General features: G+C 71.8%; 20 protein-coding genes and 1 pseudogene. 8 read left to right on the top strand and 13 right to left on the bottom strand.

Translation table 11 applies throughout. The features are described 5' to 3' along the window. The 6 genes and pseudogenes from ACWGIU_RS04240 to ACWGIU_RS04215 all read right to left on the bottom strand — a co-directional run. Positions 1 to 321, bottom strand: a pseudogene (locus ACWGIU_RS04240) (phosphoglycerate dehydrogenase); the annotation flags it as partial. Between the two features lie 286 nt (positions 322 to 607). After that, positions 608 to 1,609, bottom strand: a complete 1,002-nt coding sequence (gene ilvC / locus ACWGIU_RS04235; RefSeq protein ID WP_030763764.1) for a ketol-acid reductoisomerase — start codon at positions 1,607 to 1,609, stop codon at positions 608 to 610. A gap of 217 nt (positions 1,610 to 1,826) precedes the next feature. Further along, on the bottom strand, positions 1,827 to 2,351 hold the full coding sequence (ilvN, locus tag ACWGIU_RS04230) for an acetolactate synthase small subunit (protein WP_030010002.1): 525 nt from the start codon (positions 2,349 to 2,351) through the stop codon (positions 1,827 to 1,829). A gap of 32 nt (positions 2,352 to 2,383) precedes the next feature. Further along, positions 2,384 to 4,270: an acetolactate synthase large subunit gene (locus tag ACWGIU_RS04225; RefSeq protein WP_453702240.1), complete on the bottom strand. Its 1,887-nt coding sequence runs from the start codon at positions 4,268 to 4,270 to the stop codon at positions 2,384 to 2,386. A 204-nt stretch (positions 4,271 to 4,474) separates the two neighbouring features. Further along, positions 4,475 to 7,369 (bottom strand): putative bifunctional diguanylate cyclase/phosphodiesterase, encoded by a 2,895-nt coding sequence (locus ACWGIU_RS04220; RefSeq protein WP_453702238.1) that lies wholly within the window; start codon positions 7,367 to 7,369, stop codon positions 4,475 to 4,477. Between the two features lie 283 nt (positions 7,370 to 7,652). After that, positions 7,653 to 8,600: a 2-hydroxyacid dehydrogenase gene (locus tag ACWGIU_RS04215; RefSeq protein WP_453702236.1), complete on the bottom strand. Its 948-nt coding sequence runs from the start codon at positions 8,598 to 8,600 to the stop codon at positions 7,653 to 7,655. A gap of 73 nt (positions 8,601 to 8,673) precedes the next feature. Here ACWGIU_RS04215 and ACWGIU_RS04210 point away from each other — a divergent pair, with 73 nt between their 5' ends. The 3 genes from ACWGIU_RS04210 to ACWGIU_RS04200 all read left to right on the top strand — a co-directional run bounded on the left by ACWGIU_RS04210 (position 8,674) and on the right by ACWGIU_RS04200 (position 11,298). Next, positions 8,674 to 9,681, top strand: a complete 1,008-nt coding sequence (locus ACWGIU_RS04210; RefSeq protein ID WP_453702234.1) for an aldo/keto reductase — start codon at positions 8,674 to 8,676, stop codon at positions 9,679 to 9,681. A gap of 158 nt (positions 9,682 to 9,839) precedes the next feature. Next, positions 9,840 to 11,075, top strand: coding sequence for a PQQ-dependent sugar dehydrogenase (locus ACWGIU_RS04205; protein WP_453702232.1), 1,236 nt, complete (start codon positions 9,840 to 9,842; stop codon positions 11,073 to 11,075). A gap of 52 nt (positions 11,076 to 11,127) precedes the next feature. Beyond that, positions 11,128 to 11,298 carry a DUF6191 domain-containing protein gene (locus ACWGIU_RS04200; protein WP_453702230.1) on the top strand — a complete coding sequence of 57 codons (171 nt, stop codon included), beginning with the start codon at positions 11,128 to 11,130 and terminating at the stop codon, positions 11,296 to 11,298. A gap of 396 nt (positions 11,299 to 11,694) precedes the next feature. Here ACWGIU_RS04200 and ACWGIU_RS04195 read toward each other — a convergent pair whose 3' ends face one another. The 4 genes from ACWGIU_RS04195 to ACWGIU_RS04180 form a co-directional block, all read right to left on the bottom strand. Continuing rightward, positions 11,695 to 12,285, bottom strand: coding sequence for a hypothetical protein (locus ACWGIU_RS04195; RefSeq protein WP_453702228.1), 591 nt, complete (start codon positions 12,283 to 12,285; stop codon positions 11,695 to 11,697). Positions 12,286 to 12,406: 121 nt separating this feature from the next. Further along, entirely contained in the window at positions 12,407 to 12,961 is a 555-nt protein-coding gene (locus ACWGIU_RS04190; RefSeq protein ID WP_453702226.1) for a GNAT family N-acetyltransferase, read from the bottom strand. 39 nt (positions 12,962 to 13,000) lie between these two features. Further along, positions 13,001 to 15,250: an MMPL family transporter gene (locus tag ACWGIU_RS04185; RefSeq protein ID WP_453702224.1), complete on the bottom strand. Its 2,250-nt coding sequence runs from the start codon at positions 15,248 to 15,250 to the stop codon at positions 13,001 to 13,003. Between the two features lie 181 nt (positions 15,251 to 15,431). Further along, entirely contained in the window at positions 15,432 to 15,848 is a 417-nt protein-coding gene (locus ACWGIU_RS04180) for a signal peptidase I (RefSeq protein ID WP_453702222.1), read from the bottom strand. A 54-nt stretch (positions 15,849 to 15,902) separates the two neighbouring features. Here ACWGIU_RS04180 and ACWGIU_RS04175 point away from each other — a divergent pair, with 54 nt between their 5' ends. Together ACWGIU_RS04175 and ACWGIU_RS04170 are read left to right on the top strand one after the other, a co-directional pair. Beyond that, positions 15,903 to 16,706: a GNAT family N-acetyltransferase gene (locus ACWGIU_RS04175; protein ID WP_453702220.1), complete on the top strand. Its 804-nt coding sequence runs from the start codon at positions 15,903 to 15,905 to the stop codon at positions 16,704 to 16,706. A gap of 53 nt (positions 16,707 to 16,759) precedes the next feature. After that, on the top strand, positions 16,760 to 17,260 hold the full coding sequence (locus ACWGIU_RS04170; RefSeq protein WP_453702218.1) for a DinB family protein: 501 nt from the start codon (positions 16,760 to 16,762) through the stop codon (positions 17,258 to 17,260). A gap of 113 nt (positions 17,261 to 17,373) precedes the next feature. Here ACWGIU_RS04170 and ACWGIU_RS04165 read toward each other — a convergent pair whose 3' ends face one another. After that, complete coding sequence (locus ACWGIU_RS04165) at positions 17,374 to 18,108, bottom strand: siderophore-interacting protein (protein WP_453702216.1); 735 nt, start codon at positions 18,106 to 18,108, stop codon at positions 17,374 to 17,376. 142 nt (positions 18,109 to 18,250) lie between these two features. On the opposite strand from ACWGIU_RS04165, the gene ACWGIU_RS04160 reads away from it, so the two are divergent. The 3 genes from ACWGIU_RS04160 (at position 18,251) to ACWGIU_RS04150 (ending at position 23,167) form a co-directional block, all read left to right on the top strand. After that, positions 18,251 to 20,371: a penicillin acylase family protein gene (locus tag ACWGIU_RS04160; RefSeq protein WP_453702242.1), complete on the top strand. Its 2,121-nt coding sequence runs from the start codon at positions 18,251 to 18,253 to the stop codon at positions 20,369 to 20,371. Further along, on the top strand, positions 20,368 to 20,979 hold the full coding sequence (locus ACWGIU_RS04155; protein WP_453702214.1) for a GNAT family N-acetyltransferase: 612 nt from the start codon (positions 20,368 to 20,370) through the stop codon (positions 20,977 to 20,979). The genes ACWGIU_RS04160 and ACWGIU_RS04155 overlap by 4 nt, the downstream gene beginning before the upstream one ends. A gap of 271 nt (positions 20,980 to 21,250) precedes the next feature. Further along, positions 21,251 to 23,167 (top strand): protein kinase domain-containing protein, encoded by a 1,917-nt coding sequence (locus ACWGIU_RS04150; RefSeq protein WP_453702212.1) that lies wholly within the window; start codon positions 21,251 to 21,253, stop codon positions 23,165 to 23,167. Between the two features lie 21 nt (positions 23,168 to 23,188). Here ACWGIU_RS04150 and ACWGIU_RS04145 read toward each other — a convergent pair whose 3' ends face one another. Next, complete coding sequence (locus ACWGIU_RS04145) at positions 23,189 to 23,575, bottom strand: alpha/beta fold hydrolase (protein WP_453702210.1); 387 nt, start codon at positions 23,573 to 23,575, stop codon at positions 23,189 to 23,191. Positions 23,576 to 23,700: 125 nt separating this feature from the next. Further along, positions 23,701 to 24,154, bottom strand: a 454-nt coding sequence (locus tag ACWGIU_RS04140; RefSeq protein WP_453702209.1) for a hypothetical protein, incomplete at its 5' end; no start/stop codon positions are given.

Below are 24,154 nucleotides of genomic sequence, written 5' to 3'. Positions count from 1 at the left end.
GGCCAGCTCGGCCGCGGTCACGATGTTCGAGGTCGGCGCGTTGACGACCATCACGCCGGCCTTGGTGGCGGCGGAGACGTCCACGTTGTCCAGACCGACACCGGCGCGCGCGACGACCCGCAGCTTCTTGGCCACGGCGATGGCCTCGGCGTCGACCTTGGTGGCGGAGCGGACGAGGATCGCGTCGGCGTCGACGATCGCGGGCAGCAGCTCGGCGCGGTCCGCGCCGTTGCAGTGCCGGATCTCGAAGTCCGGGCCCAGCGCCTCGACGGTGGCGGGCGACAGCTCTTCGGCGATGAGTACGACAGGTTTCGAGCTCACGTGGGTCCTCACAAGTCCAGTGCGGACGGCCGTCCCGACGGCCGCAGGCGGTGGAGGGGGTAGCCGCGTGGAAGACGCACGACACTGTGGGCCTGACGCGTATGTGTTGAGCAGTGTAGTGGCGCTGACGGGCCGGATTCCCGCCTGTACGGAAGGATCACCCGTCCGTGGTTGGCCGGGGTGGACAAGCCGCGCCCGTGAGAGCCGGATTCCCGGCGTGGAATACCCGCCCGGTGATGCGCGGCGGGGCCGGGACCTCGCGTGTCCCGACCCTGCCGCCACGAGATCAGCTCTCGTCGTTGTCGACCCAGCTCATCAGCTTGCGCAGCTTCTTGCCGGTGGTCTCCAGCAGGTGCTCCTCGTCGGCCTTCTTGTACTCGTTGTACTTCGGCAGACCGGCCTTGTACTCGGCCATCCAGGTGTTGGCGAACTCGCCGCTCTGGATCTCCGCGAGGACCTTCTTCATCTCGGCCTTGGTGGCGTCGGTGATGACGCGCGGGCCGGTGATGTAGTCGCCCCACTCGGCGGTCTCGGAGACGGACCAGCGCATCTTCTCCAGGCCGCCCTCGTACATGAGGTCCACGATGAGCTTCAGCTCGTGCAGGCACTCGAAGTACGCGATCTCCGGCTGGTAGCCGGCCTCGGTCAGGGTTTCGAAACCGGCCTTGACCAGCGCGGAGGCGCCACCGCAGAGGACGGCCTGCTCACCGAACAGGTCGGTCTCGGTCTCCTCGGTGAAGGTGGTCTTGATGACGCCGGCGCGGGTGCCGCCGATGCCGGCCGCGTACGAGAGCGCGAGGGCGAAGGCGGAGCCGGTGAAGTCCTGCTCGACGGCGGCGATGCACGGAACGCCGCGGCCCTCCTCGTACTGACGGCGGACCAGGTGGCCCGGGCCCTTCGGGGCGACGAGGGCGACGTCCACGTTGGCCGGCGGCTTGATGAAGCCGTAGCGGACGTTGAAGCCGTGGCCGAAGAAGAGCGCGTCGCCCTCCTCGAGGTGCTCCTTGATGGACTCCTCGTAGATCTCGGCCTGCAGCGGGTCCGGGGTGAGGATCATGATGACGTTCGCCCAGGCGGCGGCCTCGGCCACGGGGACGACCTTCAGACCCTGCTCCTCGGCCTTGGCCTTGGACTTCGAGCCCTCCTTCAGACCGACGACGACGTCGACGCCGGAGTCACGGAGCGACAGCGCGTGGGCGTGGCCCTGGCTGCCGTAACCGATGACCGCGACCTTGCGGCCCTGGATGATGGACAGGTCGGCGTCGTTCTCGTAGAACAGCTCGGCCACTGGGATATCTCCTTGGTGCGCTGGTGTTGCTCCCACCGTACGGCGGGGAACGGAATCTGAGTTTCTCGGTCTCGCTATGCGAGCTGGGCGTGTCTGGCCGGGCTCACGTGTCCGCGGTGCCGGGCCGACGGGTCAGGCCCTGCGTCAGGCCCGGTGTCAGGCCCTGGTGTCAGGTCCTGCGTCAGGTCCTGCGTCAGGTCCTGCGTCAGGTCCTGCGTCAGGCGCTGCGGTCGAGCGCGCGCAGACTGCGGTCCGTGATGGACCGGCCGCCCCGCCCTATGGCGATCGTGCCGGACTGGACGAGCTCCTTGATGCCGAAGGGCTCCAGCATCTTCAGCATCGCGCCGAGCTTGTCGGAGCCGCCGGTGGCCTCGATGGTGACGGCCTCCGGGGAGACGTCGACCGTCTTGGCGCGGAACAGCTGGACGATCTCGACGATCTGTGACCGGGTCTCGTTGTCGGCGCGGACCTTCACCAGGACGAGCTCGCGCTCGATGGCGTTGTGGGACTCCAGCTCGACGATCTTGAGCACGTTGACCAGCTTGTTCAGCTGCTTGGTCACCTGCTCCAGCGGGAGGTCCTCGACGTTGACGACGATGGTGATGCGGGAGATGTCGGGGTGCTCGGTGACACCGACCGCGAGGGAATCGATGTTGAACCCACGGCGGGAGAACAAGGCGGCGATCCGGGCAAGGATGCCGGGCGTGTTCTCGACCAGGACGGAGAGCGTGTGCTTGGACATGTGGGGCGTTCTCTCTCTCGGGCTCTCTCGGCTCAGTCGTCTTCGTTGTCGCCGAAGTCGGGACGGACGCCCCGGGCTGCCATGACCTCGTCGTTGGAGGTACCGGCGGCGACCATCGGCCACACCATGGCGTCCTCGTGGACGATGAAGTCGACCACGACGGTACGGTCGTTGATCGCGTTGGCCTCGGCGATGACCCTGTCCAGGTCGGCCGGGTCCTCGCAGCGCAGCGCCACGCAGCCCATGGCCTCCGACAGCTTGACGAAGTCCGGGACGCGCGTGCCCTTGCGGGGCGCGATGGACTCGCCGAGCTGGGAGCCGACCGTGTCGTGACCGGTCTCGTCGGCGTGCAGAACGGTGTTGGAGTACCGCTGGTTGTAGAACAGGGTCTGCCACTGGCGGACCATGCCCAGCGCGCCGTTGTTGATGATCGCGACCTTGATCGGGATGTTGTTCAGGGCGCAGGTGACCAGTTCCTGGTTGGTCATCTGGAAGCAGCCGTCACCGTCGATCGCCCAGACCGTGCGCTCGGGCATGCCGACCTTGGCGCCCATCGCGGCGGGGACCGCGTAGCCCATGGTTCCGGCGCCGCCGGAGTTCAGCCAGGTGCGGGGCTCCTCGTACTTGACGAAGTGGGAGGCCCACATCTGATGCTGGCCGACGCCGGCCGCGAAGATCGTGCTCTTCGGGGCGAGCGCGCCGATCCGCTCGATGACCTGCTGCGGGGAGAGGCTGCCGTCGGCGGGCAGGTCGTAGCCCAACGGGTAGGTGTCGCGCCAGCGGCTGAGGTCGTTCCACCAGGCGGTGTAGTCGCCGGCGTTGCCCTCGGTGTGCTCGGCCTGGACGGCCTGGATCAGGTCGGCGATGACCTCGCGGGCGTCTCCGACGATCGGGACGTCGACCGCGCGGTTCTTGCCGATCTCGGCCGGGTCGATGTCCGCGTGGATGATCTTGGCGAAGGGGGCGAAGCTGTCCAGCTTGCCGGTGACGCGGTCGTCGAAGCGGGTGCCGAGCGCGATCAGCAGGTCCGACTTCTGCAGCGCGGTGACGCCGGTGACGGAACCGTGCATGCCCGGCATGCCGACGTGCAGCGGGTGGCTGTCGGGGAAGGAGCCCAGCGCCATCAGGGTGGTGCAGACCGGGACGCCGGTCAGCTCGGCGAGGACCTTCAGTTCGGCGGTGGCGCCGGACTTCATGACGCCGCCGCCGACGTACAGGACCGGGCGCTTGGCCTGGCAGATGAGCTTGGCGGCCTCGCGGATCTGCTTGGCGTGCGGCTTGGTGACCGGTCGGTAACCGGGGAGGTCCTGGGTGGGCGGCCACGAGAAGGTGGTCTTCGCCTGAAGGGCGTCCTTGGCGATGTCGACCAGGACCGGGCCGGGACGGCCGGTGGCCGCGATGTGGAACGCCTCGGCGATCGTCCGCGGGATGTCCTCGGCCTTGGTGACCAGGAAGTTGTGCTTGGTGATCGGCATCGTGATGCCGACGATGTCCGCCTCCTGGAAGGCGTCGGTGCCGATCGCCTTGGAGGAGACCTGACCGGTGATCGCGACGAGCGGGACGGAGTCCATGTGCGCGTCGGCGATCGGGGTGACCAGGTTGGTGGCGCCCGGGCCGGACGTGGCCATACAGACGCCGACCTTGCCGGTGGCCTGCGCGTAGCCGGTGGCGGCGTGGCCGGCCCCCTGCTCGTGGCGGACCAGGATGTGACGGACCTTCTTCGAGTCCATCATCGGGTCGTACGCGGGAAGGATGGCGCCGCCCGGAATACCGAAGACGGTGTCGCACCCCACCTCTTCGAGAGAGCGGATGAGGGACTGCGCACCCGTGACGTGCTCAACTGCGGCGGACTGCTGTCCGCCGGAACGGGGCCGCGGCTGCGGATGGTGGGCCCCGGTGGCCTGCTCGGTCATCGGCATTCTCTTCTCGAAGCTGAGGGTTTTACGCGGATTCGACTCTGTGCCAGTGCAACAAAAAACCCCTCGTGCCAGGAGGCAAGCGAGGGGAGCGCGTCGGGGGTGTTGAGCGGGGACATGCAGGTCCCAGCCTCAGCCGACGCGCTTTCCAAGTACGAGAATTCGGGTGCGCATGGCATTGACCCTCCCTCTGGCGGGAGGGTGATGTCAAGTAGGTGGGACGGGCGTCTCATTATGTGAGCCTCTATGGATGGCCATGGAGCCCCCGGGGGAACCGCCGGCCAGTGCTGGTTGGGCCGCTCCGCCCGGTACTGGGAACGTACCGCGCACCAGCGCACGCCGCAGCCTGTACTCGTCGAGCGGGCCGGAAAAAGCCGCTCCCTGGCCGTGCGTGCACCCCATGGCGCGCAGCGCCAGGACCTGCTCGGGCAGGTCCACCCCGTCCGCCACCGACCGCATGCCCAGGTCGTTTGCGATCCGCAAGAGACCGGCGGTGATCTTGTGCAGCCGGGCCGACTCGACCACCCCCTCCACCAGGCCCCGGTCCAGCTTGAGCATGTCCACAGGGAGGCGGCGCAGGGCACTGATGGCCGCGTAGCCGCTGCCGAAGCCGTCCAGGGAGATACCCACCCCGAGCCGGTGGAGTGCCGTCAGGCGGCGCTCCAGGTCGTCGAAGGGCACTCTGGGGTCGGATACGGCGAGCTCCAGCACCAGGGCTCCGGACGGCAGCCCGTGCCGGCTCAGCAGGGCCTCCACGGAGGCGAGCGGCAGGGACCGGTCCAGGAGCCGCTGGGCGGTCATCCGCACGGCCACGGGAACGTCGTGCCCGGCCCGGTGCCTGTCAGCGGCCTGCTCCACGGCCTCCTCCAGCAGCCAGCGCCCCAGCTCGGCGGTGCGCGAGGCGTCCTGGCCGGCGGCGGGGCCGCCCGGCCCACCGGCGCCGCCCTCGCTGTACTCGGCGACCCGGAGGAATTCCGCCGGGGTGAAGAGGATCCCCTGGGCGGAGCGCCAGCGGGCCTGTGCGGCGACGGCCGACACCTCGCCGGTGGCCAGCGAGACCACAGGCTGGTGCAGCAGGGCGAACTCGCCCTCGTGCAGCGCCGTCCGCAGCCGGCCGGCCAGTTCGGCCCTGCGTACGACTTCGGCCTGCATCTGGGGGGCGTACATCTCGACGCGGTCCTTGCCGCCGGCCTTGGCCCGGTACATCGCGAGATCCGCGTTGCGCATCAGGTCCGAAGGGGTGATGCCGGGGTCGGCGAAGGCGGCCCCGATGCTCGCGGCGACGCGGACCTCGCTGCCGCCGATCCGGTAGGGCTGGGAGAGAGTGGTGCGCAGCCGGTCGGCGATCTCGCGCACCTGGTACTCGCGGGCGCCGGGGTCGCGGCTGCCGTCGCCCAGGATCAGCGCGGCGAATTCGTCGCCGCCGAGGCGGGCGGCGGTGTCCCCGGCCCGGACCGAGTCCTGGAGCCGGCGCGCGGCTTCGACGAGCAGCTCGTCACCGGCCTGGTGGCCGATGGTGTCGTTGACCGCCTTGAAGCCGTCGAGATCGATGAAGAGCACGGCGGTGCTGTGGTCGCCCGCGCGCCGGCCGGTCAGGGCCTGGCGCACGCGCCGGGTGAACAGGGCCCGGTTGGGCAGGTCGGTCAGCGGGTCGTGTTCCGCGCTGTGCTGGAGCTGGGCCTGGAGCCGGACCCGTTCGGTGACGTCGCGGCTGTTGAGGATGAGCCCGCCCTGGTGGCGGTTGACGGTGGACTCCACATTGAGCCATTCGCCGCCACCGGATTTGAAGCGGCACTCGATGCGGGTGGTGGGCTCCTCCGTCGGCGCTGCGGCGAGGAAGCGGCGTACCTCGTGGACCACCCGGCCGAGGTCGTCGGGGTGGATCAGGGTGGCGAGCTCGGTGCCGACCAGCTCCTCCGCCTCACGGCCGTAGACCCCGGCGGCGGCGGGGCTGACGTAGCGCAGGGTCCCGGTGGGCGCGGCGATCATGATGACGTCGCTGGAGCCCTGGACCAGGGAGCGGAAGTGGTTCTCCTTCTGGGCCAGTTCCTGGGTCAGCGCGATGTTGTCGAGGAGCATGATGCCCTGCCGGATGACGAGGGCGAGCACGACCGTGCAGCCGGTGAAGACGACCATCCGGTCCACCTTCCGGCCGTCCACGACGTTGTACAGGATCCCGAGGGTGCACACGGCGGCCGCGAGGTACGGGGTGAGGGCGGGGAGCGAGCCGGTGATCGGTCGGCTGTGCGCCCGGTCCACCCGCGGGCGCCCGGCCGGCTCCGGGACCGGATGGAGGCGCCGGGCGCCCCAGGGCGCGTAGGCGAGGAGCAGCGATCCCGCGAACCAGCCGGCGTCGAGGAGCTGTCCGGACTGGTACTCGGCGCTCAGCAGGGGCGAGGTGAACAGGGCGTCGCTGAGCACGGTCAGGGCCAGCGCCGCGATGGCGGTGTTGACGGCGGAGCGGTTGGTCTCGCTGCGCCGGAAGTGCAGGACCAGGACCATCGAGACGAGCGCGATGTCCAGGAGCGGGTAGGCGAGGGAGAGCGCGGCGCGCGGGACGCTGCCGGGGGCGCCGGACTGGGCGGTCCGCGCCGCGTGGGCCAGGGCCAGGCTCCAGGAGAGGGTGAGCAGGGAGCCGCCGATGAGCCAGGAGTCGAGTCCCAGGCACACCCAGCCGGCGCGGGTGACCGGGCGTTTTGCGAGGACGAGCAGGCCCACGATGGCGGGCGGGGCGAAGCAGAGGAAGGCGAAGTCGGCGAGCGAGGGTTTCGGCACTTCCTCGCCCAGGATCACCTCGTACCAGCCCCAGACCGCGTTGCCGCCGGCACCCATGAGGGAGGAGAAGGCGAAGAGCAGCCAGGCGGGGCGTTCGCGGCTGTCGATCGCCCTGGCGTAGGAGTAGCAGGAGACCGCGGCGAGCAGGCCGGCCGCGCTGAGCCCGAAGTCGCCCATGATCTCGGCGACTTCCTCCGAGCCCCAGTTGAGTGCGGCGCCGACTGCGTACCCGCCGCTGACCACGGCGAGGAGCAGCTGCATCGCCAGGCCCTTGCCTCCGCCCGAGACGGACGGCCGGTTCAGGAGCGCCGCCCCCGGGGTACTCACCGGTCCCCCTCGCTGCCTGGTTCCGGTGCAGCCCAGTCTCGGCCGCGTCGCCTCCGGCGGCTGTGCCGCATCGGATCCTTCGTCCATTGGCAGTGCATCGCCCGTCGCCCCCAAAGTGTCCGATCACTCCCCAGCGCCAGACGTTCGTGGCGCAGCCCCTTCTTCGGGACGATACACCACTTTCGTCACTCAGGGACATAGTCTCTCTACTCTCCGTTACCAATCGGGGAGTTGTGCCCACGCAGAGCATTCGAGTGACTGCGGAGAGTATGCACGATACGTGTCACTCGGTGATCAACACCGTGTGCTCCACGGGCTCTCCGGCGGCGAACCGGGTGAGCTGGCGGGCCAGCAGGCGCTTGGCCCTCGGCTCGAACGCCGAGCTGCTGCCGCCCACATGAGGTGTGATCAGGACATTCGGAGCATGCCAGAGCGGGTGGCCCGCAGGCAGCGGTTCCGGGTCGGTGACATCCAGTGCCGCGCGCAGCCTTCCCGACTCAACCTCCGCCAGCAGGGACTTGGTGTCGACGACGGGACCGCGTGCCACGTTCACGAGCAGGGCGCCGTCCTTCATCCGGCCGAGGAAGTCGGCGCCGACCAGGCCCCGGGTGGCATCGGTCAGCGGCGTCACGAGGATCACCACGTCGGCTTGGGGCAGGAGCGCGGGGAGGTCGGCGAGGGCGTGCACGGGCCCTCGTGCGCCGGCCCGCGCCGTACGCGCCACCCGTGTGACCGGCCCGCATTCGAAGGCCACGAGCCGGTCCTCGACGGCGGAGCCGATCGATCCGTAGCCGATGATCAGAACCGACTTGTCGGCGAGGGCGTCGTAGAAGCCGGAGCGCCATTCCTCGCGGTCCTGGCCGCGGACCATGCCGGGGATGCCTCGCAGGGAGGCGAGGACCAGCGCGAGGGCGAGTTCGGCGGTGCTGGCCGTGTGGACCCCGACCGCGTTGCACAGCCGTACGCCGGGACGCAGGTCTCCGAGGCCGCCCATTACGTGGTCGATCCCGGCGGTCAGTGTCTGGACGACCTGGACCGCGGGCATCGCCGCCAGCGGGCGCACGGTGACCTCGGGGGACTTCATGTAAGGCGTCACGTAGAAGACGCAGTCCGCGGGATCGGCCGGGAAGGCGTCCTCGCCGTCCCAGAGGCGGTACCGGAACGAGTCGGGGAGGCCCTCGATGTCCTCGGCGGGGAACGGGAGCCAGACATCCGGGGTCATTGCAGTCATGATCACGAGGCTATGCCAAGGCATCCGGATCAAGCCGTTAGTTTGATGGCCGGAACCGGAGGGGGACGCAGGGGTGGAGCGCAGGTCGATCGGGGCGGGGGCGCTGACGGTGGGCGCCATCGGCCTCGGCTGTATGCCGATGAGCTGGGCGTACGCGCCTTCGCGGCGGCGGGGGCAGGAGTCGCTGGCCGCCGTTCACACGGCGCTGGACCTGGGGTCGAACCTGCTGGACACGGCCGACGTGTACGGGCCGTTCACCAATGAGCTACTGCTCGGGCGGGTGCTGCGGGAGCGGCGGTCCGAGGCGTTCGTCTCGGCCAAGGTGGGACTGCGGGCGGGTGACCAGCATGTGGTCGCCGACGGGCGGCCCGGCTATCTGCGGCGGGCCTGCGACGCCTCCCTGCGGCGGCTGCGGACCGATGTCATAGACCTCTACCAGCTGCACCGGGTGGATCCGGACGTGCCGGTGGAGGAGACCTGGGGGGCCATGGCCGAGCTGGTGGGCGCGGGGAAGGTGCGGGCGCTCGGGTACTGCGCGCTGGGCGCCGGGGCCGGGCCGGGAGCCGGGCGGAGCGGGGACCAGGGGTACCGGACGACCCTGCGGCGCCTGGAGCGGTTGCAGCAGGTGTTCCCGGTGAGCGCCGTGCAGGCGGAGCTGTCGGTGTGGTCGCCGCAGGCGGCGTGGCAGCTGCTGCCGTGGTGCGCGGCGCGCGGCGTCGGGTTCCTGGCGGCGATGCCCCTGGGCAGCGGGTTCCTCACGGGGACCCTCACGCCGGGTGAGGGGTTCGAGCCGCAGGACGTGCGGGCCCGGCATCCGCGGTTCACGGCGGAGGCGATGGCGTCGAACCAGGTGCTGCTGGCGGGGCTGCGGCAGGTGGCCAGGCGGCACGGCCCCGAGGTCACGGTCGGACAGGTGGCCCTGGCGTGGGTGCTGGCGCAGGGGCCGCAGGTGGTGCCGGTGCCGGGGGCCGACCGGGCGCCGTGGGCGGCGGAGAACGCGCGGGCGGCGGAGGTCCGGCTCTCGGCCGGTGACCTGACCGAGATCGCGTCCCTTCCGGTCGAGGTGGGAGCCTGGGACTGATCCACGGGTCGGCGCATCGGCGGGGCCGCGCGGGGGTCGGCACGGGGGTCGGCGCGACAACCACTCGATCGAGTGTACGAGTGGTGGAACTTCGCGAACTGCCGGAGCTGTTGAGACGGATGAAGGGCAGGATCGGAGGACCGGAAGGGAGCAGGGCGATGCGATACGGAAGTTCTCCCGGGCAGGCGGGATCCGAGGGAGCGGGCGGGTGGGGCCGGGGTGTGCTGGCGGCGCTCGCGCTGGCCGGCTGCGGTGCTCTGCTGGCGGCGGGGTGTTCGCCGGAGGGCGCACCGGCGGCGGGGCCGGGCGGCTCCCCGCCGGGCACGGCCACGGCAGGCGCCGGGTCACCGGGGCCGTCGGGGAGACCGTCCGCGTCGCCGGAGGCCACCGGGCCGCCGGCGAAAGGGGCCGTGACGGTGACCGGCGAGGTGGCCAAAGGGCTGGAGTCGCCGTGGGGCGTGGCCCCGCTGCCGGACGGGGACCTGCTCGTGGCCTCGCGGGACAAGGGGACGATCAGCAGGGTCGCGGCGGGCTCGGGCGCGGTGACCCAGATCGGAAAGGTGCCAGGGGTGGCTCCGGGCGGGGAGGGCGGGCTCATGGGTCTCGCGCTGTCACCCACCTTCGCGTCGGACCGCCTGGTGTACGTGTACTTCACGACCGAGTCCGACAACCGCATCGCCCGGCTGCGGTACGACGAGCAGAGACCTGCCGGGCAGCAACTGGGCGCTCCGGACACGGTGTTCCGGGGCATTCCCAAGGGTCTGATCCACAACGGCGGCCGGATCGCCTTCGGCCCGGACAAGATGCTCTACGCGGGGACGGGCGAGACCGGTGACACGGGGCTCGCGCAGGACAAGAAGTCGCTGGGCGGCAAGATCCTGCGGATGACGCCGGACGGGGATCCGGTGCACGGCAATCCGGAGGCGGATTCCGTCGTCTACTCCTACGGGCACCGCAATGTGCAGGGCCTCGCCTGGGACAAGGACAAACGGCTGTGGGCGGCCGAGTTCGGCCAGAACACCTGGGACGAGCTGAATCTGATCGAGCCGGGCGCCAACTACGGGTGGCCCGATGCCGAGGGGAAGGCGGGAAAGCCCGGCTTCCGGGATCCGGTGGCCGTGTGGAAGACCGACGAGGCTTCGCCGAGCGGGATCGCTTGGGCGGAGGGTTCGATATGGATGGCCGGGCTGAAGGGCAAGCGGCTGTGGCGGATCCCGCTGGCCGGGACCGAGCCGGCGGCGGAGCCCGAAGCCTTCCTGGAGGGCGAGTACGGCCGGCTGCGGACGGTGGTGCCCCTGGGCGGGGACCGCGTGCTCCTGGTGACGAGCGAGACGGACGGGCGCGGGTCCCCCGAAGCGGGCGACGACAGGATCCTGACCCTGACTGTGCGGTGACCGGTAGGTCCCCCGGCCGGGGACGAAGGGTGCGGTGGGCACGGTGTTCAACATGATCGAGGAGTTGTTCAACCCGGGACGCAAGCACTCGGACGAGGAGAAGAAACGGCTGGAGCTGTCCCGGACCGACGTCAATGACAACGATCCGGGACGGGGCCCGATAGATCTCGACTCCGGCAAGGTGCTCATACGCCTGGACGAGCAGCCCCCTGACGGGGACTGACCGGGGCGGGAGCGGCGAAGAGAGACGCAGCCGGTGGGCGATCGCGGCGTCCCGCAGCGGCCGGCGACGTCCGGCTTCGCCATACCTGTTCGAGACGTGCACGCTCGCCGTCTTCGGGGAGCAGGACGGCCGCGGGCTCCCGGTTCACCGGCGGTCAGCAGGGCCAGGCGCCGGCGCCCCGGCGGCGGGATTTGGCCGGCAGGTCGAACATCGCTGCTTCCTGGTCGCGCTGCTCGGGCACCTCGTCCCGGTGTGATCCAAGAGTCGCGCCCCAGGGCTACCGGCACATCGGTCGTCTGCCGCGTCTGCCCGCCTCTGCCACCTCTGCCGGGAGCAGGGGGCGTGGTCCGGGGCCGGGGGAGCCCCCGGTCGGTCCGTGAGGACCGGAGGCCCTGCCTAGGCGCCGGCTCCGGCCGCCTCGGGAATGGCGAGGAGGAGATCGAAGTACATGAGGACGAAGAGCAGTACGCCGAGGGCGCCCAGTCCGATGGCCGCCCAGGAGACGGACCGTACCCAGGTCGGGAGGGTGCGCTCGGGGCTGCTGAAGGCGGGGAGGGCCAGCACGAAGGTGGCGATGATCAGGGCGAGGGCGGAGAAGATGCCGTTCACCATCGCGGTGGTGTGCCACGGGTCGACGAACTGGGCGGCGATCTGCGCGTTGGCGTCGGCGGCCTGGGTCAGCTCCAGCCGGGCGGTGATGCTCGCACGCTCGGACACGATGCCCGCGACCCAGCTGCCACTGAGGGCGACGGCACCGAGACCTGCGGCGACGATCGCGAAGGCCGCGGATCCGACGTGGCTCGGCTCCCTGTCCTCGGCCTGGTCCTCGGCGAACGCCTCGTCGTCCAGGTCCGTGTCGGTGACCTCGTCGGTGACCGCGGAGTCGGCTTCGGCCTCGGCCGGCTGGGGGGTCTCGGTCTTTTCGAGGTCGACCGGGGTGGTGTCCGCCTCGGCGGCGTTCGGGGCGGGGGTCTTCGTGGTGTCCATGCGGGGCACCGTAGGCGTCCTGTCTGAGAGTTTTCTGAGAATCCGCGGGTTCCGGCCGTGGAGGGCCCCGCGGTCGGCGTGGCCCCTTACACGGCGCCCCCGGGCAGGGCCCGGACCGGGCTCAGGCGGAGCGGTTCGCGGCCCACTCGTGGGAGAGGATCGACCAGACCTCGGTGTCCTGGCGGACTCCGTGGTGGAGGTAGTTCTCCCGCATGACGCCCTCGCGGGTCATACCGAGACGCGCGGCCACGGCGAGGCTCTTCTTGTTGCCGGAGGCGGCGTGCCACTCGACCCGGTGCATGCCGCGCTCACCGAAGGCGTAGTCGATCAGGACCTGGCAGGCCTTGGTGATCAGGCCTCGGCCGGCCGCGTCGGGCTCCAGCCAGCAGCCGATCTCGCAGTTGCCGTGGTGCGCCTCGAACGCCGGGAAGAGCACTCCGCCCACCAGGGTGCCGTCGAGCCGGATGCCGAAGAACCGGGCGCCGTCCTCCCCGGCCGTCACCGCGTACTTGGCGAGCAGGGCCCGGGCGGAGTCGAGGTCGGTGGCCCGGTCCGGGAAGCCGACGTACTGGCCGATGAATTCGCGTCCGCGCTCGATGTGCGCGAAGAACTCCTGGGCGTGCCGGGCTTCGAGCGGGAACATCTGGGCGTCTTCGGCGAGGTCTATCGAGAACATGCGCGGTCTTCCTTGGGTCTCGGGCGGCGGGTGGCCGGATCACCGGGAGGCGGTGGCGGGCTCGGCGCTGTCCTCGCTCGTGACAAGGTCCGCGGCGGGCCGCTGTTTCGGAAGTCTTGCATGCGGGCGGCGTTCGGGGGGCTCGATGCTGATCTTGGGCAGACGCCGGTCGAGCCAGGCGGGCAGCCACCAGTTGGCCCCGCCGAGCAGGTGCATCAGGGCCGGGACGAGGAGGGTGCGCAGCACGAAGGCGTCGAGGGCCACGGCCGCGGCGAGCGCGATGCCGAACATCGCGATGATCCGGTCGCCGCTGAGTACGAAGGCCAGGAAGACGGAGATCATGATGACGGCCGCCGAGTTGATGACCCGGCTGGTCTCGGCGAGGCCCACGCGCACGGCCCGCCTGTTGTCGCCGGTCTCCAGCCACTCCTCGTACATCCGGCTGACGAGGAAGACCTGGTAGTCCATCGACAGTCCGAAGAGGACGGAGACCATGATCACGGGCAGGAAGGGTTCGATCGGGCCGGCGCTGCCCAGACCCAGCAGCTCGCTGCCCCAGCCCCATTGGAAGACCGCGACCACGACGCCGAAGGAGGAGGCGACGGCGGCGACGTTCATCGCCGCCGCCTTGAGCGGGATGCCGATGGACCGGAAGGCCAGCAGCAGGAGCACGCAGCCGAGGGCGATGACCACGCCGACGAAGAGCGGCAGCTTGCCGATGATGACCTCGGCGAAGTCGTCGTAGGCGGCCGTCACACCGCCGACGTGCACCTCCATGGAGTTGCCGTGACCGGCGGCCGGTATGACGTCCTGGCGGAGTCTGTCGACGAGGTCGCTCGTGGCGCGGGACTGCGGGGCGGAGTCCGGCACGACGGTCAGGACGGCGGTGTCGCCGCTGCGGTTGAGGACGGCGGGACCGGTGGAGGCGACGCCCTCGGTGGTGCGGAGGGCCTGCGCGAGCCGGTCCACGGCGAGCCGGTCGCCGGCGCCGTCCAGCCGGGCGACGACGGTGAGGGGACCGTTGGTACCGGGGCCGAAGCCCTCCGCCAGCAGGTCGTAGGCCTGCCGGGTGGTGGAGGTGGCCGGGTTGTTGCCCTGGTCGGACGTGCCCAGGTGGAGGGAGAGCGTGGGCAGGGCCAGCACCAGCATGACCGCGGTGGCGACGACACCCAGCAGCTTGGGGTGGCGTTCGACGAAGACGGACCAGCGGGCGGCGAAGCCGGAGGTCTGCTCGGGACGCGGGCCCTCGGCGGCGAGCCTGCGGCGCTCGCGGCGCGAGAGGGCGCGCATGCCTATGTACGAGAGGAGGGCGGGCAGCAGGGTGACCGAGGCGGCGACCGTCAGGACGACCGTGACGGAGGCCGCTATCGCCACGCCGTTCAGGAAGTCCAGCCGCAGCACCAGCATGCCGAGCAGGGCGATGCAGACGGTGGCACCGGCGAAGACGACGGCCCGGCCGGTGGTGGCGACGGCGTTCACGGCCGCCTCCTCGACGGTGCTGCCCCGTGCCAGGCCCTTGCGGTGGCGGGTGACGATGAACAGCGCGTAGTCGATGCCCACGCCGAGGCCGATGAGGGTGCCGAGCATCGGGGCGAAGTCGGCGACCGGCATCGCGTGGCCGAGCAGGGTGATGCCGAAATAGGCGGTGCCCACGCTGACCAGGGCGGTCGCGATGGGCAGCAGGCTCGCGGCGAGCGAGCCGAAGGCGAGGAAGAGGACCAGGGCCGCGACGGCGACGCCGATGACCTCGGCGAGGTGCGCGGTGGGGGCCTCGGTGAGCTGGATGGCGCGGCCGCCCAGTTCGATCTGGAGACCGCCGGCCTCGGTGGTGGCGTTCTTCGCCGTGTCGACGACCGCCCTGGCCTGGCCCTTGGGTACGGAGTCGGCCTGCTGGTCGAAGGTCACCACCGCGTAGGCGGTGCGCCCGTCGGGGCTGATCCGCGCGGCGTTCTCGGGGGCGGGACCGTAGGGTCCGGCGACCGATCCGACGCCGGGGAGTCCGGCGACGGCCTCCAGGGCCCGGGCCATGCGCTGCTCGATGTCCGGAGTGCGCACGCTCTGCCGGTCCGGGGCCCGCCACACGATGGTGTCGGTGTCGCCGCCCTGGCCGTGGAAGCCCTCGCGCAGGAGGGCGTTCGCCTTGCCCGACTGCGTGCCGGGGACCTCGTAGTTGTTGGAGAACGCCGACCCGGCGGTCATCGCGGCCGCCGCGGTCCCGCCGAGTGCGAGCAGCCAGATGAGCACGGCGAGGAGGCGGTGGCCCATGCACCAGCGTGCGATTACAGCCAACGGACGTGCTCCCTGGTGGTTCGGATCTTTACCGGGAGTCAGCCCGCCGCAAAGAACGCATGAACGCGTGAAGGCCCGGCCGAGGGACCAGGGGGATCACCCCGGGAAGGCTCGGCTCAGATGGTCTACAGCCTCAACGATCTCAGCGTTTCGTGATCGTTGGCCCCTTTCGTGTGCATTGTCACAGCGCGGGGCGGCCCGAGGACCCGGCCTCCAGCTGCGCTTCGAGCTCGTCCACGCGATAGCCCGGTATCGAGGGCCACCGGACGGTGAGGACGACGGCATCCTCCTCGGCGTACCAGGAATGGTCGACGCCGCGTCCCCAGAGCACGTAGTCCCCCTGCTCGGCGAGGACGACGGTGCGCCCCGGGAACTCCAGCCGGAAGCGTCCGCTGATCAGCACCAGCAGCGCGGTGCGCTTCTCGGCGGTCGCCCACCGATCCCGCTCGTCGCCCTTCGGGTGTACACCCCATTTGATCTCCACGTCCTCGCTGTGGCGGGGATCGGAGGGGGCCTTGAAGTGGCCGAGGAGCCAGCCGCGGTCGGCGGCCGCGTCGGGGGTCGCCTTACCGGTGTAGATGGTGGAGTCGTGGTTCACGGGGGTGAGGCTAATGCAGTTGTGGCGCCCGCCCGACACTGGTGGTCTGGGCCCATGACGATCGATCTCGACGAACTGATGAAGGTGCGCGCCCGCTTCGACACCGAGGTGCGCGAAGGGGCCGAGGCGGACGCCCCGCGGGCGAACGTGGAGCGGGCGGGCGCTGTCGTACGGCACGTCGCGCCCGCGCTCGGGTGGAACGCGGTGCTCTGGTCGGACCTCGACGAGGGGACGGCGGACGCGGAGATCGCGGCGCAGGTGGCGTTCTTCGCGGGACGCGGCTGTCCGGAGTTCGAGTGGAAACTGTACGACCACGACCGGCCCGCGGACCTCGGCGACCGGCTGCGGGCGGCGGGCTTCGTGCCGGAGCCGCCCGAGACACTGATGGTGGGCCTGGCGTCCGAGCTCGCGAACCTGCCGGTGGCGCCGCCGGAGGGAATCACGCTGCGGGTGGTGACGGACGAGGCAGGCGTCGACCTGATGATGCGGGTCCACGCGGGCGCCTTCGGGACGGAACGGCCCCGGATCCGGGAGCAGTTGCTCAGCAAGCTGCGGGAGGAGCCGGAGACGATCGCCGCGGTGCTCGCGATGGCGGGCGACACCCCGGTGAGCGCGGCCCGGATGGAGATGCGGCCGGGCCTGGCCTTCGCCGGCCTCTGGGGCGGCGGCACGATCCCCGAGTGGCGCGGCCGCGGCATCTACCGCCTGCTGGTCGCCCACCGCGCCCGTCTGGCGGCCGAGCTCGGTATCACTTACCTGCAGGTGGACGCGACGGACGACAGCCGCCCGATCCTGGAGCGGTTGGGCTTCGGGGTCCTGGGTGTGACGGTGCCGTACATGTGGACAGCGGCCTCGTAGCGCGGGGCGGCCGGGTCTGTACCGGCCCTGGAACAGCGGGCAAGATCACTTCCATGGAACGCATCAGCCCGCCCCTGACCGGGGACGAACGCGAGACCCTCCGGACCTACCTCGACTACCACCGGGCCACGCTCGCCCGGAAGTGCGAGGACCTCAGCGACGAGCAGCTGCGCCGCGCCTCGATGCCCCCGTCCACGCTGTCCCTGCTGGGGCTGGTCCGGCACATGGCCGAGGTCGAGAGGCACTGGTTCCGTCGTGTCCTCGACGGCCAGGACCTGCCGCACCTGTGGTCGGACACGCACGACTTCCAGGCCGCCTACGACGCCTCCGGCTCCAGCCGCGCCGAGGCGTTCACCGCCTGGCAGGAAGAGGTCGCGCACGCCCGCCGGATCGAGGCCGCCGCCGAGTCCCTGGACGTGACGGCGTACGTGCCGAGCTGGGAGGAGGAGGCCTCGCTGCGTCTGGTGATGCTCCACCTCATCCACGAATACGCCCGCCACAACGGCCACGCCGACTTCCTCCGCGAGGGGATCGACGGCACGACCGGCGCCTGAGGGCTGTCCCGGGACCAGGGGGAACGGCCCCGGCGGGTGCGTGCGGCGGGGGACTGCTCCGTGCGTCGGACGGAGGGCGCTTCGCGTTCCGCCGTTGACGGCCGCGGGGCGGCTCAGGCCTCCGGCCGCCAGTAACCCAGCGCGTTCACCTGGTGCTTGGGCAGCGCGAGGTCCTTGCGCAGGTACGCCGTCAGGGCGCGCGTCGTCACCGTGTCGCACGCCAGCCAGACGTACGCCCCCTCCGGGTCCCCGGCCAGCTCGGGAAGCTCGGCGCGCACCCGGTCGGCCAGCGCCGTACCGTCCCTGCGCACCCGGCGGATGTCGTGCCGGCCCGGCTCCACCCGCATCGGCAGCCGCTCGTCCGAGTCGTGCTGCGTCTCGAACCAGATGGTCGCCGGGGTCTGCGGGTACGTGTCCAGCAGCGAGTTGATCGCCGGCAGGGACGCCGAGTCGCCGATCACGAGCAGGCGCTCCGGGGCCGGCGCCGGGGGCGTGAATCCGGTGCCCTGGACGGTGGCCTCGACCGTGTCGCCCGGCTCGGCGTCGCGCGCCCACGCACTGGCGACCCCGTCGTGCAGGGCGAACTCGAAGCTGAAGGTGCCCGCTCGCGGATCCGGGTCCACGAGCGTGTAGGCCCGCTGGTGCGGCTTGCCCGCACCCTGGAACCAGACGCGTACCCACATCGTCGGGTGCAGCGATGCGCCGGCGGCCGCGAGCAGACCGCCGTCCGTGAAGTTCACGCGGCGGTAGTTCTCCGTGAGGTCTTCCGCTCCCGTCACCGTGAACGTGAAGTCCTTGCCCCGCATGAGCTTGAGGACCACGCCCTCCCAGCCCTTGCCGACCGCCATGTCCAGCCCCTCCCCTAGCGCCCCTATAGTTAGGTCAGCCTAACCTAAACGCACGTCGGGGAAGAGTGTGAGCAGTGTGAGCAGTGCCAGCAGCGAGAACGGCGACGCCCGGTCGTACGGAGCGAACCGGGGCGAGCCCTCTGTGGAGACCCCCGAATCCTACGGGGTGTACCGCGACCGGTGGGGCATCCCCCACCTCCGCGCATCGGACGAACTCCGGCTCGTCCACGCGCAGGGCCGCGTCACCGCCTTCGACCGCGCCTGGCAGCTGGAGGTCGAACGGCACCGTTCCGAGGGCTCCAGCGCCTCCTTCCTCGGCGCGGACGCCGTCACCTGGGACCGCTTCGCCCGCCAGTCCCGGCTGGCCGACACCGCCCGCCGCTGCTACGAGGCCATGGAGGCCGACGACCCCCGCACCGCCGCCTGGGTGCGCGCGTACGTGGACGGCGTCAACGATGGGCTCGCCGCCGGCGCCGCCCGTGACGAACGCTTCGCACGCACGGGTCTGACCCCCACGCCCTGGGAGCCGTGGGTTCCGCTGGCCATCTGGATCGCCACGCACATCCTGTTCGCCGGCTTCGCCACCAAGCTGTGGCGCGAGCGCGTGGCCCGCGCCCTCGGCGACGAGGCGGTCACCCTCTTCGCCACCGACGGCCCCGGCACGGCCGGCAGCAACGGCTGGCTGGTCCCGGGCGACCGCACCACCACCGGCTCGGCGATCATCGCGGGCGACCCGCACCGGTTCATCGAGGACCCGGGCGTCTACCAGCAGATACGCCTCTCCTGCCCCGACTACGACGTCCTGGGCCTCGCCGTCCCCGGCGTCCCCGGCCTCGGCCACTTCGGGCACACCGGCACCGCAGCCTGGGCGATCACCAACGCGATGTCCGACTACCACGACCTGTACGTCGAGCGGTTGCGCCGCGAGGACGACGGCACCGTCCGGGCCCTCGGCGCCAACGGCGCCTGGGAGCCCGTCTCCCGCCACACCGAGACCATCACCGTGGCCGACGCCGACGACGTCGAGGTGGAGATCCTGGAGACCCCCCGCGGCCCCGTGATCGTCCACGCGGACGGCGACCTCGGCGCCGACACGCACGCCGACGCCGGTGGCCGCGCCGACGGCAGCACACAGACCCTCTCCCTGCGCTACCCGCCGCGGGTACGCCTGGACCTCGGCTTCGCCGCCCTCCCCGCGCTGCTGCGCGCCCGCACCGTCGCCGACATCGACCGGGCCTTGGACGGCTGGGCCGAGCCGGTCAACGTCGTCCACGCCGCCGACTCCGCGGGCGGTCTGCTGCACCGCGTCGCGGGCGTCGTGCCGCTGCGCCACCGCACCAACCGGCTGCGCCCCGTGCCCGCCTGGGACCCGCAGCACGCCTGGCAGGGCTGGGCCCCTACCCCCGCCGAGCCGGTGCAGGGCTTCGCCGTGATGGCGAACGCGCGCGGCATCGCCTCCCCGCTCGGCGTGGAGTTCGCGCCCCCGCACCGCGCCGACCGCATCCGCGAACTGCTCAGCGGCTCCACGGACTGGTCCCCGAAGGCCATGGCCGACGTACACCGGGACACGCACCTGGCCTCGGCCGCGCCCCTGCTCGCGCTGCTGCCCGGCTTCGAGGACCTGACCCCGGCCGCGCAGGCCCTGCGGACCCGACTGCTGGCCTGGGACCGGCACATGGCGGCCGACAGCACCGACGCCACCGTCTTCTCGGCCTTCCGCAGCGCGACCGTGCGCCGTTTCGCCGCCGATCCCGTCTTCGAGGGCCTGTGGGGGGCGCCCCCCGGCCCGGCCGTCTTCCACCCCTGGCTGTACCTGGTCCCCAGGATCGGCTACGCCCTCGAAGGCCTGCTCACCACCTCCCTCGTCCCCGGCCTCGACCGGGCGGCGCACGTCCGGGCCGCCCTGGAGGAGACGGCCGCGGCCGGCACCCCCGAGACCCCCTGGTCGCAGGTCCACCGCCTCACCCCCTGGCAGGCCGTTCCCGACCTGGAGGCCACGGAGTGGCCCGGCCTCGGCGGTGACCACGACTGCGTGAACGCCACCTCCACCGTCCCCGGTTTCACCGACCTCACCGCCCGCGCATCGGCGGCCCGTTACGTCTGGGACCTCGCCCGCCGCGAGGACAGCTTGTGGGCGGTCCCGCTGGGCGCGGACGGTGTCACCGGCTCACCCCACCACCGCGACCAGCTGCCCCTGTGGGCGCAGTGCGAACTCGTCCCCGTCGTCACCGACTGGACCCGGCTCAGCAAGGAATCGATATGACCTCCGCCCTCTCCGTCGGACAGCCCGTGCACACCCAGGTCGTCGAGGGCTTCGGCACCGTCACCATCGCCCCCGTCGACCCGGCGGCGGATTCCGCGCTGATCCACAGCTGGGTCACCCAGGAGCGGGCCCGTTTCTGGGGCATGGGAGAGGCCAGCCGCGAACTGGTGCAGGAGATCTACGAGGACGTCGACCGCCGCACCACCCACCACGCCTTCATGGTGAGCCGCGACGGCGAGCGGGTCGCCCTGTTCCAGACGTACGACTGCGCCGAGGACCGGGTCGGCGAGTGCTACGAGGTCCAGCCCGGGGACGTCGGCGTACACCTGCTGATCAGCCCGGCCACGGGCGCCGCCGAGCACGGCTTCACCGGCTCGCTGATGACCGCCTTCATCAGGTTCGTGTTCTCCGACGAGGCCGCGCGGCGCGTGGTGGTCGAACCGGACGCCCGCAACCTCAAGGCCATCTCCCTCATGCAGCGCACCGGCTTCGTGCTCGGACCGGAGGTGGTGCTCCCGGAGATCGATCTGCCCGAGGTCCACCTCCCCGCAAAGCCGGCCCGGCTGGCCTTCTTCACCGCTCCGGGGGCCGCGCAGGCGACCGGCTGACCGGAACCGCCCCTCCACCGGGCGCTCGGCGAACGGCGGCCGCCCGGAGGGCGGTTCCGGGAGCCGGGCGCCCGGTCGCATGTCGGGGCCCCACGTCCGCCGCCGGAGCACCGGCCAACCGGCCCGCCGGCCCGCCGGCCCGCCGGCCCGCCGGCCCGCCGGCCCGCCGATGAAAGGGTGAACCCCGACGGGGATTCCCGATTCCCATTGACCTCGCGCGCCTCTCCCCTGGAAGCTGATGGCCTCTCAAAGCACCTTGAGGTGGGGGACATTGACCAGTCAGAACCTGCACATCGGTCCGGACGCGGCGGCGGACCGGTACCGCCTGCTCCGCTCGATCGGGCGCGGCGGGGAGGCCGTGCTCTATCTCGCCGAGATCGAACTCGCCGGCGGATCCGAACCCGTGGTCGTCAAAGTGCTCGACTCCAAGACGACCATCACGCCGGACATCTTCGACCGGATCAGCCAGAAATGGAACGAGCAGGCCGAGCTGCTGCGGTTCGTCCACCGGCCCGGCGTCGTGGGCGTGCGCGAGCACTTCGAGGGGCCGCCGATCCACCGGCCCGGGGAGTCCTCGACCCTGACCGGGCGGGCCCTCGTCCTCGTCATGAACCACGTCGACGGGCTCGACCTGCGGGACTGGCGGGCGGAGCGCACGCTGGCCACCGCCGGCGAGCGGCGCGAGGTGATGCGCACACTGGAGCAGCTGGCCGACGTCCTGGACTGGCTGCACTCGGGGAAGGCCACCCCGTCCGGGCGCCAGGTCGTCCACGGTGACCTCTCACCCGGCAACGTGATGGTCGACGCGCACGGGCAGGCCACCCTGGTGGACTTCGGCCTCAGCAAGCTGACCGCCGACCACCAGACGGCCGAGGTCTGGTTCACCCCGGGCTACGCGGCGCCCGAGGTCTTCGACGGAAAGCGGACCCCGGGCACGGACCGGTACGCCTTCGGGGCGATCGCCTACTTCCTGCTGAGCGGGGAGTCCCCGCCCGCCACGCCGGAGCAGCTGGCGCAGGCGCTGACCGCGCTGCCGCAGATCGCCGTGCTGGACGCCGAGCAGCGGGCGCGGATCACCGCGATCTACGCGGCGGACCCGGGCAAGCGGCCGGTGAACCTGGCCGGATGGATGAAGGACATCCGGCACGCGGTGGTGTCCACAACCGCCACCTCGCAGCGGGCCGCCCAGGAGAACCCGCCCAGGCCGGCCGCCCCGCCGCCACCGCCGGTGGTCCCGCCGCAGCCCGTCACCCCGCCGCCCGTTGCCCCGGCGGTGGCTGCGCCGCCCGCGTACGCCCCGGCGGCCCAGCCCGCGCAGCAGCCGGCACAGCCCGTGCAGTCGGAACCGGCCACCGTCCCGGAGCCCGCCCCGGCCCCCGCCCCCACTCCGCAACCGCTGCCGCAGCCCCTGCCGCAGCCCCTGCCGCAGCCTCAGCCGGAGCCGGTGTCGGTGCCCGCCGGGTACGGGCCGACGTACAACCTGAGTCCGGCCGCCGCCCCGGAGCCCGTACTCCCGAAGAAGAAGCGGCGGACCGGCCTGGTCCTGGGCTCGGTGGCCGGGGTGCTGGTGCTCGCCGCCCTCGCGGTGGTCGGCGTACAGCTGCTGAAGGACAAGGACCAGGGGGCGGACCGGGCAGCCGGCGGCGACAAGCCGGCCGGGGCGGCCAGCTCCGGCGCCCCCGCCCAGCCGACCCCGTCCGCCTCCGCGTCCCCCAGCCCGTCGGGGACCGGTGACGACACACCCCTGACCCAGCCCACCGGTACGGCGTCCAAGCCCCCGGGTGGCGTCGCTCCGGGCGTCAACGCCGCCGATCTGACCGTCATGACCGCCGTCGACGGACTGGGCGACTTCGCCGTCGGGGCGGCGAAGATCAACACCAAGCAGTACGGCGCCGCGTTCATCGCCGACCTGGGCTGCAACGGCGACGCGATCGCGGAGTTCGACCTCAACCGTGAGTGGAAGTACCTGGACTTCACGGCCGGGATCGACGACGGCTCCACCCACGAGAAGGGCCGGGTCACCATCGCGCTCGACGGCCAGCCCGCCGCGTTCTCCGAGCTGGTCACCCTGGGCCATCCCATCACCAAGAGGGTGGAGGTCAACGGCGCCCTGCGGCTACGGCTCAAAGTGGAAGCGGGGTGCGACGTCGGCAAGGTGGTCATCGCCGGCCCGCAGCTGACGCGCTGACGCAAGGGCGGTACGGTCCGCTCACCGGAGCACCGGTCGCGCGTGGAACTCGGTTACCGGCGCGGCCCGTTCGGCCAGGCGCTCGGCGAACGGAAGCTGCCCGCTGGGCAGTTCCGCGACGGACGCGCCCGGCAGGGCGTCCGCCGGTTCCCGCTGGAGGGCGGGCGGCACGAGCCGGTCCCCCGTCGTCACGGCGACGAGGGCCGGCACGGCGTCGATCCGGGCGAGCTCGGCCCGCAGGTCGGCCCCCTCCAGCGGGCCGACCTGGTCGCCGCTCCCCGGCGGGCCAGAGGCTGCGGTGTCCCGTACGACGGCCTCCACCTGCTCGGGAGTCAGCGACTCCAGCGCCGTCTCGCCGAGCGCGAGGGGCACGAGCAGTCGTGCGAGGAGCTCGTTCTCCCGCCGCACGGCCGGCCCGGACACACGTCGCCGGCGGCCCAGAACTGCTGCCGGCCCACGGCGGCGGAGGCTTCGCGGACCGCCTCCGTGCCTGCCCGCCTCCGTGCCTGCCCGCCTCCGCCTGCAAGCCTGCCTCAGGCCACGCCCAGGTCGGCGCGCATCGCCGCGCGCATCTCCCGGAGCGGGTCCCAGAGCCCGTGCTGTGCCCGCGCCGCCGACTCCATCGACTCCCCCGGGTCCGGTGCGCCCCGCTCCAGGCGCTTGACCTGCCCGTAGACCGCGGTCAGGCCGTGGTGGACCGATGTCGCGGGTGCCAGGACGTGATCGGGGGCGATCATCTGCGCCTCGGAGTAGCGGTCGCGGAAGGCGTCCTTCGCCGCGTCGAGCGCGGTCCGGTCGACGTCCTCGATTCCGCGTTCCCGCATGGTGTGCAGATGCCGGTTGAGTGCGGTGGTGAACTGCCGGGCGTCCCGGTTCAGGTCCGCGTAGCACGTGCGCCGCAGGGCTTGGTTCTGACGTTTGTCGTCGTGGGCGCGCACGAGCTCGATCTCACGGCGCTTCGCGCGCTCCGCACCCCGCTGGGTGAGG

This window comes from Streptomyces sp. NPDC054840 (assembly GCF_053611065.1).
Note: the sequence above shows the minus strand (reverse complement) of the source record. Positions and strands in the feature narration are given on the sequence as shown.